This is a genomic window from Flavobacterium sp. (assembly GCF_049318185.1).
Lineage (GTDB): Bacteria > Bacteroidota > Bacteroidia > Flavobacteriales > Flavobacteriaceae > Flavobacterium.
Genome location: NZ_JBMOGV010000077.1, coordinates 1 through 10,908, shown reverse-complemented (window position 1 = coordinate 10,908; position 10,908 = coordinate 1). Strand labels below are relative to the sequence as shown.

11 protein-coding genes are annotated in these 10,908 nt (G+C 31.5%); all 11 read left to right on the top strand.

The genetic code is table 11. The annotated features are described in order from the left end of the window. Window positions 1-334 precede the first annotated feature (334 nt). The 11 genes from ACOYLT_RS08030 (at window position 335) to ACOYLT_RS07980 (ending at window position 10,626) form a co-directional block, all read left to right on the top strand. Window positions 335-907, top strand: a complete 573-nt coding sequence (locus ACOYLT_RS08030; RefSeq protein WP_422853342.1) for a hypothetical protein — start codon at window positions 335-337, stop codon at window positions 905-907. Window positions 908-1,304: 397 nt separating this feature from the next. Further along, window positions 1,305-1,781, top strand: a complete 477-nt coding sequence (locus tag ACOYLT_RS08025; protein WP_422853341.1) for a DinB family protein — start codon at window positions 1,305-1,307, stop codon at window positions 1,779-1,781. Between the two features lie 205 nt (window positions 1,782-1,986). Next, on the top strand, window positions 1,987-2,595 hold the full coding sequence (locus tag ACOYLT_RS08020; protein ID WP_422853340.1) for a papain-like cysteine protease family protein: 609 nt from the start codon (window positions 1,987-1,989) through the stop codon (window positions 2,593-2,595). 11 nt (window positions 2,596-2,606) lie between these two features. Then, window positions 2,607-3,092, top strand: coding sequence for a hypothetical protein (locus tag ACOYLT_RS08015; RefSeq protein ID WP_422853339.1), 486 nt, complete (start codon window positions 2,607-2,609; stop codon window positions 3,090-3,092). 175 nt (window positions 3,093-3,267) lie between these two features. After that, window positions 3,268-4,137 (top strand): hypothetical protein, encoded by an 870-nt coding sequence (locus ACOYLT_RS08010; RefSeq protein ID WP_422853338.1) that lies wholly within the window; start codon window positions 3,268-3,270, stop codon window positions 4,135-4,137. Window positions 4,138-4,320: 183 nt separating this feature from the next. After that, complete coding sequence (locus tag ACOYLT_RS08005) at window positions 4,321-5,178, top strand: DUF5677 domain-containing protein (protein WP_422853337.1); 858 nt, start codon at window positions 4,321-4,323, stop codon at window positions 5,176-5,178. Between the two features lie 200 nt (window positions 5,179-5,378). After that, window positions 5,379-6,278: an alpha/beta fold hydrolase gene (locus ACOYLT_RS08000; RefSeq protein WP_422853336.1), complete on the top strand. Its 900-nt coding sequence runs from the start codon at window positions 5,379-5,381 to the stop codon at window positions 6,276-6,278. 271 nt (window positions 6,279-6,549) lie between these two features. Beyond that, window positions 6,550-7,152, top strand: a complete 603-nt coding sequence (locus ACOYLT_RS07995) for a hypothetical protein (protein WP_422853335.1) — start codon at window positions 6,550-6,552, stop codon at window positions 7,150-7,152. A 291-nt stretch (window positions 7,153-7,443) separates the two neighbouring features. Beyond that, window positions 7,444-9,129, top strand: coding sequence for a DUF262 domain-containing protein (locus ACOYLT_RS07990; RefSeq protein WP_422853334.1), 1,686 nt, complete (start codon window positions 7,444-7,446; stop codon window positions 9,127-9,129). Between the two features lie 244 nt (window positions 9,130-9,373). Next, entirely contained in the window at window positions 9,374-10,336 is a 963-nt protein-coding gene (locus ACOYLT_RS07985) for a hypothetical protein (RefSeq protein ID WP_422853333.1), read from the top strand. A 2-nt stretch (window positions 10,337-10,338) separates the two neighbouring features. Continuing rightward, window positions 10,339-10,626 (top strand): hypothetical protein, encoded by a 288-nt coding sequence (locus tag ACOYLT_RS07980; RefSeq protein WP_422853332.1) that lies wholly within the window; start codon window positions 10,339-10,341, stop codon window positions 10,624-10,626. Window positions 10,627-10,908: the final 282 nt, after the last annotated feature.

The following is a 10,908-nucleotide window of genomic DNA, read 5'->3' as shown; positions in this document are numbered from 1 at the left end:
CAGAAAGGGGTTACAGCTAATTTAAACCCGACTTTAGTCGGACAACAATGATTTAAAATTTATTTTGGTTTTCAAGAATTCTTCATAAATTCATATTCCCTCCCCCTGAATTATTTTTCAATAAGTAATGGCTGCCTGTATTCTTATGTATGGGAGTCAGGTGGCATTGCTTTTTGATAATATTTCAGTTCAAAAATTAGTGACAATACAAAATGTATAAATTTATTTACGCTACGACAATACAAAAAGTAAAACAATAACTCTTTGAATATTAATGCTCGCTTTTTTGATAATTATTTGGGACTTGCGTATATTTATGTGTTATGCGCAACTTATGTTAAAAATTAGAAATTCTATACTCTTACTAATTCTACTACTCATCGCAGCGTGTGCTGAGAGAAATCCTAATATCCCAAATCTAACAGATAACGAACAACCTGAAAATACTATATTGACATTTCTTAAATGGTATCACAATAATGAAGATAGGTTGCAAAAAATTGAAATAATACAAGGAGGTCTTGAAGACACTACAACTTTCTATTCCATTGATTACACAAACACTGAAAAGTACCTTACAGAACTTTCAAATAGTAATTGTGTCTCTAAGCAATTCATTTCTGATTTCAGAGATTTTTTCAAGCAATCAGACATTTATTTAAAAGAAAATCCACAAAAGGATGGGCCAGTATATGGATTCGAAGGTGATTTAATTATGAAATCACAAGAATACATGGAAGTATGGGATTATCTTGACAACATGAAGACATTAAAGAGAAATATTAATCGTAATAAAGCTATTATTAAAGTCTCTTTTGGAAAATATTATAGACCAACTTATAACCTAACCAAATACTCAAATCACTGGCTAATTGATAGCATTTATAATGTTTACTCAGACAACTAAATGCGCATAACATAAGGCTTTGCGCAATTTGGGCTTCTGTCTTTGGCCCATCATCTTTTGGTATTGCTAATCAACTTCAGTAATTTGGCTTTAGCTAATCGCGTCAGTAGTGGCCAAGCCAGCAGTAGGATCACGGATTATCCAAACTGCGCAAAGCCTGGGACGTTGGCGGTCATGCAAGATTTATTATAAACCTAAACAAATAACGACTATGAAGACAAGTAAACGGGATTTCAACAGACGAAGCTTCATTAGAACATCTGCTGCACTTACCACTGGACTTATAGGACTTAGTGGATTTCAATGTTTAAACGCCCGTGATCTTTCATCTGGTAAGGATCTTTTTGTAATCGGTCCAATAGAAGGATATTCTCCTCAGATTGGAACTATAGTTTCAATGTTAAATTATAACCGACAGACAATTATTAATACTGTTAAATCATTGACGATGCAACAATTGGATCATCTTCATGACCCTTCAGCCAATACTATCGGAGCTTTAATTCTACATCTTGGAGCAGTGGACAAATTTTATCAGATCAACACATTTGAAGGACGGCAAGAATTTAGTGATGCCGAAAAGAAAATTTGGAACGCTGCAATGGAACTAGGAGACGAAGGAAGAAAACAAATAAAGGGAAAGGAAGTAACGTATTATTTAGATATGATAGACGAAGTTCGACAAAAAACTTTGGCAGAATTTAAAAAAAAGGACGACAAATGGTTGCTTGCTGTTGATCCAAAATGGTCTAAAGAACGCCCATTAAATACTTATTGGAAATGGTTTCATGTTTGTGAGCATGAATCAAATCACAGAGGGCAAATGACATGGTTACAAAGCAGACTTCCTGAATCTAAACCAAGTAAAGATTAATTAGCACGAACCGCCAACAAGAGGCTTTGCGCAATTTGGGCTTCCACCTCTGGCCTTTCAACTTTTGGTATTGCTAATCAACTTCAGTAATTTGGCTTTAGCTAATCGCGTCAGTAGTGGCCAAGCCAGCAGTAGGATCACAGATTATCCAAACTGCGCAAAGCCTGGGACGTTGGCGGTAATTCTAAAACAAAACTTCAATCATATGCAGAGAGTTTCAACCATTCTTTTACTTTTTTTTTGTTTTTCATTCAATATAACATTTGGACAAGGAGAAATTTACCAAATTGGGGATGAAAACAATTATGCAGCTGCAGTTAAGACTGAAAAATTTCAATATTTTGCAGCAACCCAAGAATATGACAATTGGTGCTGGGCAGCGTGCATTCAAATGGTTTTAAATTATCAAGGATTGTATGTTAATCAATGTTCAATCGTAAAAAAAGCATTTAATATTAATCAATGTGTTAACAGGGCTGCGGATTGTAATACAATTCAAACAGGAACAAGTGGATGGAATATAAATGGTAGGGTCGTACAAGCGAGAGTTGACTTTAGTGCTTCGGTTTATAAGCTAATTGACCAATTGGCGTTTAAAGACCCTGTAATTATTGGTTTAAATATGCCTGGTCAAAATGTTGGACACGCTTACGTATTAACAGCTGTTTTTTTTCAAAAAGATAGCAATCAGAAAAAAATTCCATATAAAGTTGTATTAAGAGATCCTTGGCCTACAAACCCTTCTAGACATGAGTTCGGATGGAATGACTTTGTGAGCAGAATAAATTGTATTACGTATGTTTCTTTAAACTAAAAATAAAATGTATGAAAAAATTAATTACAATAATTGCAATAATTTCCTTTGTTGCAATTAAATCTCAAGCACAAATTTATAGCCCAAACTTAGCTGGCTTTGCAGGTCCCGGTACAATTTTTTATCCAAATGGATACTATCAAGGTTGGGTTAATAATGGCTTCGCCAATGGAAACGGCGTATTTTATTGGTATGATGGTTCATTCTTTTCTGGAAGTTTTTATGGGGGATTTTATAATGGCCCCGGGGTAATGGTGTCAAGATTTTACGGTTACATTAGTGGTTGTTGGAGCAATGGAGTTTTTCTTGGTAATTGTGTAAATGTGTTTAATCCATATAATAATAACAATAGAGTACAATCCGAGATTACAAGAGTTCAACAATCACTTCGAAACGACCAGCGTGTGAAAAGTTACGACCCTGACGGGTATACTATCACTAGAATTGACCCAAATACACAAATGGGAAAGACTTTGTTAGGAAGATCAAACAACTAAGAACTACTGCCAAAAAATTGGGTTTGCTGCAAGTGTGGCTGGACAAACAATATTCAAATTTAGTTGTTTATTTCAACTTTAGTTTTACAATCAGCAGCCGCAGTGGGCGGACAGTTGGTTAATTCCCCAACTGCGCAAACCCCTGATCGTTTGTTGCTACTTTAAATGACACTTTATGCATAATTTCAGTTTTCAAAACTTTAAAATTAATATTGATAATGACTTAAATGAAGCGAGAAGTCTTGTAAATAATTTAAGTGAATACTTTGAATACCCTCAACACGAGATTGATCATTATTTTGACGAAAAAAAGGACTTTGACGAACAGTGTTTAAAATATTATATCGAACAGGCTATTACAAAATTAAAATTTGTTTTTGAATATGTTAACCTCGAGAAGTTATACCAAGATTTTATAAATGAGCTATCAAAGTATAAAATCTATCACGATGAGTTTGAGAACATTTCATATATAGGTGTATTTACAAATCCTGTTGTTGACATTATCCAAAAATATGTTAATGCTTTATGCTGTCATCTTGCACCAGAATTATCAGAGAACTCAAAGTTGAACGAAGAATTATCTCTATTGGAAAGAATTTTAATTGGAACACCTAAAATAATTTTCGACAATTCACTTGAACCAAAAAATGAAACTGAAATTAAAAATGTAGTCTATAGACTTCTAATACACGTTTTCCCTGACACTGTTAGAGAGATTCCTATTAGCAAAATTTCTAAACCTTATAAACCTGATATTGGCATAAGAAAATTAAAAGCTGGTATAGAATATAAGTTTGCTGATAATCTGGAAGAACTTAAAAAGTGCATTGGTGGAATTTTTGAAGACATTCAAGGTTATAGTGGCTCAGAAGACTGGAAAATATTTTATGCAGTAATTTATCAGACGGACCACTTTATAACTCAATCACAAATTGAAGAAGAATTTAAGTTATCCAACGTTAGTCATAATTGGAAACCAATACTTGTGTTTGGAAAGGGCGAAAGAAAGAAAAAGCCAGAGAAAAAAATCAGCCAACAATAGGTTTTGTGCAAGTTAAGCTGGACATTCAAACTTCGACCATATGCATCGCTGTACTTTTGTGCGAGCTGGATGGAATTCTGTTGGTCTTTTAGTTGTTAGCTTGTTCTTTTATTCCTTTATTGGGCTTCAGTTACGGACTGGACAATCAACAATACCCTACTCAATCTATACTATTTTATCTCCATGAAGAACTTCCAACTACGTCTTAAAACTTTAGTTGTTCAGCTGCACAAATCAGCAGACTCATACAATAGACTTGAAACTTCAACTAAAAAAGAGTTTAAACTTATTGTAAAATCCTCTTTTATAAAACAGCTTGAAACATTAAATGCATTAGTTACAGAAAGTACGGAAAAATCAAAATTCCTTTTTATTCCCCTATTGAGAGGAAGCTGTGAAGATCTCATTGCTCTTAATTATATAAAACAAATTTTTGGCAGGAAATCTAATAGGCTTGTCAAGTTGCAAATTACCTTAGGAGTTAATAAGAGTTTGACGAACCAAAAGGTGTTTTTTGCCAAGTATAGACAAAATCAAAGAGTTTTAACCGAAGATGATATACTTGAAATTGACAGAGTAAAAAATGAATTTAAGTTGTTGCTACAATCGAAGGGAATAAATGGAAATAAACTTCCATCCACAGAAGTTATGTCAAAGCAAATCGGAATGGATGATTATTATGAGTTTGTATTTCGTGGAACTTCTGACTTCGTTCACTTTAACAACGGAATTCTCGCCAGAATGGCATGGTCTTATAAATCAGGAGGTATGCATTTAAGCACAAATAACTTTAATGACTATTATAGCCAATTTTCATATTTCTATTCAGCATTTGTGTTCGTTAAGTTTTGTGAATTATTTAAAAAAGAAATTGAGTTGACTAAGTCTGATTTAGTAATAATATCAAAGATGAATAATTTAATATTGACTGAGCATTTTTGGCCAGAATTAGTAACATTTGAAGAAATGAATATTCGCAGACCTCAGCAAATTACTAGAATTTTATCTGAATCATTTTCACGATTATCAAGAGTTGAGTAAAGGAATCCAACAAAAGGTTTCCCAAAATATGGGTTATACTTTTGACCCTTCAACTTTTGGTATTGCTAATCAACTGTAGTAATTTGGCTTTAGCTAATCACGTCTTAGTGGCCAAGCCAGCAGTAAGATCAGAGAATATCCAAACTGCACAAAGTCTGGGACATCAGTTGGGCGAGATGCATAATTGCAACCTACAATTAATGAAACAATTAATTTATTTATCAATGATATTAATATCAAACTTAACCTCTGGACAGATGAGTTTAACGCCTAGCAAATTCATGCAAATCGATGATTACAAAATAAATTATACAGACCATGGCTCAGGCAAAGAAACCCTTTTATTCCTTCATGGATTTATTCTTTCAACAGCCTCATGGGATAATATTGTTAAGAACCTTGACACATCTAAATTCAGAATAATTTGTATAGATGTTTTCGGTTTTGGTTTTTCGGATAAACCGCTAAATGCAGACTATTCAATCGAGAAACAAGCTAAAATTGTGAATGACTTTCTAATAAACTTGAATATTGACACAATCACTATAATTAGCCATTCTTATGGTGGAGTAATAGCATTATATCTCACATTTCTTTCATTAAAAAAAGAAAACAATATTTGTATTAAAAAACAAGTATTAATTGATGTTCCAGCATTTGAAAATAGCAGGCCTATTTTTTTAAAGGTCCTTAATAATAGTTTTTTAAGTTTTATTTCATTAAAATTGATACCAGCTAATTTATTAGCAAAATATATTCTAAAGTCAACTTTTTATGATTTTGAAAAAGCAAAAAGAAACCACCTAAACAGATATACATTTTTTTTGAAAATGAGACATATAGATGAAGCTATGGTGCAGATGGCAAAACAAATATTACCTGATAGAATTGACGACCTTATGCTTAGCTATAGTAGTATTAACTTCCCAGTTTTAATTATTTGGGGGGAAAATGACAATTTAATAAGTCTTGATTTTGGAAAGAAACTAAGTCATGAAATTAAAAATTCAGCATTTGAAATAATTCCGAAATGCGGCCATGTACCTCATGAAGAATGTCCATCTGAAACATTTTTAATAATAAACAAATTTTTAAACTGACATGAATATTTCTACAATTCTCTTAAAAATATACCTTCCAGTATTTTTATTGATACTTTTGCCTTTTATTATTTTTAGGACAAGACGTATTTCAGACAAAGAAGTTAATGTAGATTTTTTAAGTTTATTTCAAATTCCTTTACCTATAAATATTAATTTTCCTTTAAGGGGAATTTATTTAAAATGGTTTTCATTTATATTTATATTGATAACAGCTATTTTTTATTATTTAAATTTAAATTTTAGTTCCTTTTTTCCAAATAAACTTGAAATGACTGTACACTTTAATGAAAGGATAGGCATTCAAAAATTAGTAAATGAATTAGATGGAAGGGGAATTAACGGCTTTAATATTAATTACGACACTATAGAAATCAGTAAATTCTTTAAACAATATGATGTAATTATTAAAAAATATTTAAATTATAATAATTATTATGCAAGTGCTACAATTGAAAACAATGATATGCTTGAAACCACAGGTATAACTACATTCATTGTTGAAAAGGTTGGAGGAATCCAAAATTACCAAATTGTTTCAGCAGAAGGCGAAATTAGACATAGGAAAAAAATAAAGGGAACAGAAACGGAAGAAAAACTGGTAACTAAATTCCAAAAGATTATTAGTCAAAACGATAAAATTTCAATTAATAATTTTGACCAACTTTTTAATAAAGTAATTATTTCACCTAAATTTAGCCAATCACTTGTCATAAATGGAAAAGGCAATGAATTATTAGAAGAATATCTATATGGGGTTACAATAATTAATACTTTACCATACCCAAGGTATACCAGTACATTATACCTTTTTCTAAAGGGAAATGAATTTATTCCAATCGGGTACTCAGAATATTATCAAAAAAATGATTGACAACACCTCGCCCAACATGGGTATTGCTTTAAGTGTGTTAGGACTTTGTAATCTTCGGCTGTAGTTTGCTATCAGCAGCTATTGTGTGCGGACGGAATACTATTTGGCTTTTTGTTGTTAACTTCAACTTCATATTTTTAATTGGGGAGTGGTATTAAGAAGTACAAGCAAGCAATTAATTACACAAATGCATTATTACATGCCAGTTTCTGGTAATGCTAAAGCGACATCGCAAACCTTGAATAGACAAATTTAAAACGAAAATTTAAAAACATTATTAAAATACAATTAATGGCAAATTGGGAATCATATCATATATCAGACATAATATCAGATATCGATAATAGGAAATATGTTCTTCCTGTAATTCAAAGAAGACTTGTATGGGAGGAGGATAAAATGGAACTTCTATTTGACACATTGCTAAAAGGAGATTCCTTTGGTGGCATTATGGTCTTAAAAGAAGAAAAAGGGTTTCAACCACTTTTCAACTACCGCTATTTTACGAAAAATGGGGAAGATGAAAAGTCAATTGATGCAGGAATACTGCTACAAACGCAAAGTTTTGTAATTGATGGGCAACAAAGACTACAATCATTTTATATAGGCCTGACAGGCAGCATTAATGGCAAAATATTATACTTTGATTTGTTTAGTAATTTCAAGACAGAATTTGAATTTAAGTTTGAAAGTAATTTCAGCAAATTACCAATAAAAGCAAAGGACGACAGCGAAAAAATAATTAAAGAATATAAATGGATTTCTGCAAATTCACTTCTTCAAAAACTCAAACTTGCTAACAATAACGACAGACAGGTTTCAAGAAATATTATTGCAAGTGATAGTATAACAGATGAAAACCAGAAAACTCATATCGAAGAAAATATTGGTGCTTTCTCAACCAATATAATCGCAGGGAAATGCTTAGGAGTTTCTGAAGTGGGAGTTGATAAAACATATACAGATGAAGTTACCAACAGACAAAAAGTAGTGGAGCTATTTAGAAGATTAAATGACGGAGGAACACAACTTTCTTCCTTTGACTTGGTTGCTTCAATACTCAAAGGTTTTGATTGGAAAATGGAAGAGTTTAAAGATATTGGCTTAAATCAAGACAATTTGATCAAACTAATTTTTATCCTACAGGACAATCATAAAAAAGAAATGTCAGAGATTGAAGTTGCAGATGCAAATTTTGCAATTCAAAATAAAGAGAGAATAAAATCAACATTAACTGGACTTAAATGCTTTTTAATAGAATCAAAACTTGACCATTACTACAAAGAGAAAAACCGTTCATTTATTCCTTTGTTCTTTATTGCTTATCATCTATTTTACAAAAAACTTGACAATAGTAAACTTGAAAGTTTTTTCAATAACCATGACACAAGTAATACAGATTTTCCAAAAATTAAAAAATGGTTATACAACTCTTTAGTAAATGGTGTTTTTAGAAGTAAGGGGGCAGGGTGGATACCATACAAAACAGGAATACGAAAATTATTAGAAGGAATAAAGGGATATAAGAATTTAGATTTTCCCACAGAGGAGTTATTTAAAATATACAAAGACCACCCAATCAATTTTACCACTCAATATGACAGTTCAAACTTGGACATACTTGACAGCTCTTTTATTTACTACTTGATGTATAACCAAAGTCAGACTATAAGAATACAAGACATTGACCACATTATGCCAAAATCAAAATTAGAAGCTTTGAATTATGATACAGCCAAAATCAATAGCATTAAAAACTTTCAATTGATAGACTACGGAACAAACCGAGGAGAAAAAAACGGAAAAGAATTCTCATTATGGATTAACAATCCAATCTATGTAACCGATAAATCAACATTTGTAAAACGCCATCTAATACCTACCGACGAAACACTTTGGAAAGAGAGCATGTTTGAAGAATTTATCGAATCAAGGGCATTACTCATATTGACACAAATTAAAATATATACGAGATAAGAAAAAAAGTTCGATTGAATAATAGTATCTAAAAGAAATTGGCAATGCTGTAGTTAAATGAAGCTTTCTTCTTCTTATCAAGTTCATTACTGATATAAAGTGAAATCGCAGAATATCCAAACTGAGCAAAGACTTTGATTTTGGGCGCAAACTTTACAGACTTTCCGTTTTATATTGATAAACTTTTTAGATATCCCATAATGATATTATATTTACAAATAGAAATCAAAAAAAAATCTCATTTATGAGTGACTTTTTAGATAAATTAAGGGAAAAAGCCGTTTTTTTTAAACTGTCTTCCAAAAAGAAGTATGGCGGTGCTGTAAGTGTTGACGATGTAATTAAAGTTTTAAAAAGCTTGACTGAATCTTATAACTCTTTTATCGATATTGAATACGACAGAATTAATACACAAATAGATAAAACTAAAATCAAGAAAATTAAAACTGGTTTAATTCAAGAAAACAGTTTGATGGTTGTTGACTTGAAATTTGAAAGTTACGGAATGGCAGTTAGCCCTAATACTGTTACTTATAACTATACTATTCCAAATATCAAACATGCATTGACATGGAAATCTGAATCTTTTGAGGCATACAAAGAATTAATTTTAGAAGGTGATTTTAATAGTAAATCATATTTAAACAAAGTTGGTAAAAAATATACCCCAGTTGAGAGGCAAAGAATATATAAGCCCTTAATTGATGGAATTATTTTAAATGAGAATGCTACAATAAAATTTGGATTTGGAACTGATGCACCAAAAAAAACTTTAATCAAACCAAAAGAGTCTAACTATAATTTCTTAGTCCCTAGTATTGAAAAAGTAATCGAAAAGACTGATATTGACATTATTACTTCTATGGCACTAGTTGAAATTAAAGAAGGTAAAGCCAAACCAAAAATACTTGAATTGTTTACTGAAATCAAAAACCCTGTTTTTACCTTTACTAAAATTGAATTTGAAAACACACTTTATAACTTACGATACCCAATATATTGCGAATTGATTCATGAAGAAGATTCCTACTCTTTAGAAAACAAGCAACTTGGAATCTATGCATTTGGTAAGACTGTTGAAGAAGCTCAAACTAATTTCGCAGAAGAATTTGACTATATCTTTACTCGTTATAATGCATTACCAAATGATGATCTCACTCAAGATGTTGTAACTATTAAGCAATTTTTAAACCTAATAGTTAATTAAGTATGTCTCCACTAAACAGCAAAGAAACGTATAAATCTTTTTGTAAAAAGGGTTTTAAAGATGCAGTTAATAAAAGCAAAGACCATATACGTATAGAATTTTGGTACGAAGGAAAATTGACAAGGAGTAGAACCAAATTTAGTCATAATGGACAAGAACTAAATGACTATTTGATTCGAGAAATGTCAAAACAAATATACCTGACCAAAAAAGAATTTGTTCCTTTTGCAAAATGCACCCTTTCAGAAAAAGAATACATTGAAATTCTAAAAAAACAAAGCATTATCTAACTCAAGCTTGCGACGAATATTGGGTTTTATACAATATCCGATTGATAAACTAAGCTTCAATAAATTGCAAAGTTGGGCAGCGTTTCGAGCTGAACAAACATTTTTAGGCTTTAGTTCTTAATTTCAACTTTATATTTACACTAAGCGGCGGTTTCTGGCAGACAGAATTCTAATTACCAACTTTCATAAGGCATGGTACGGCAGGGCAATAAACCTAGAATCCTCAAGTGTAGATTCCTGTGATGTTGACCCACCTTTCTTGCATGATGACCCACCCAAGGT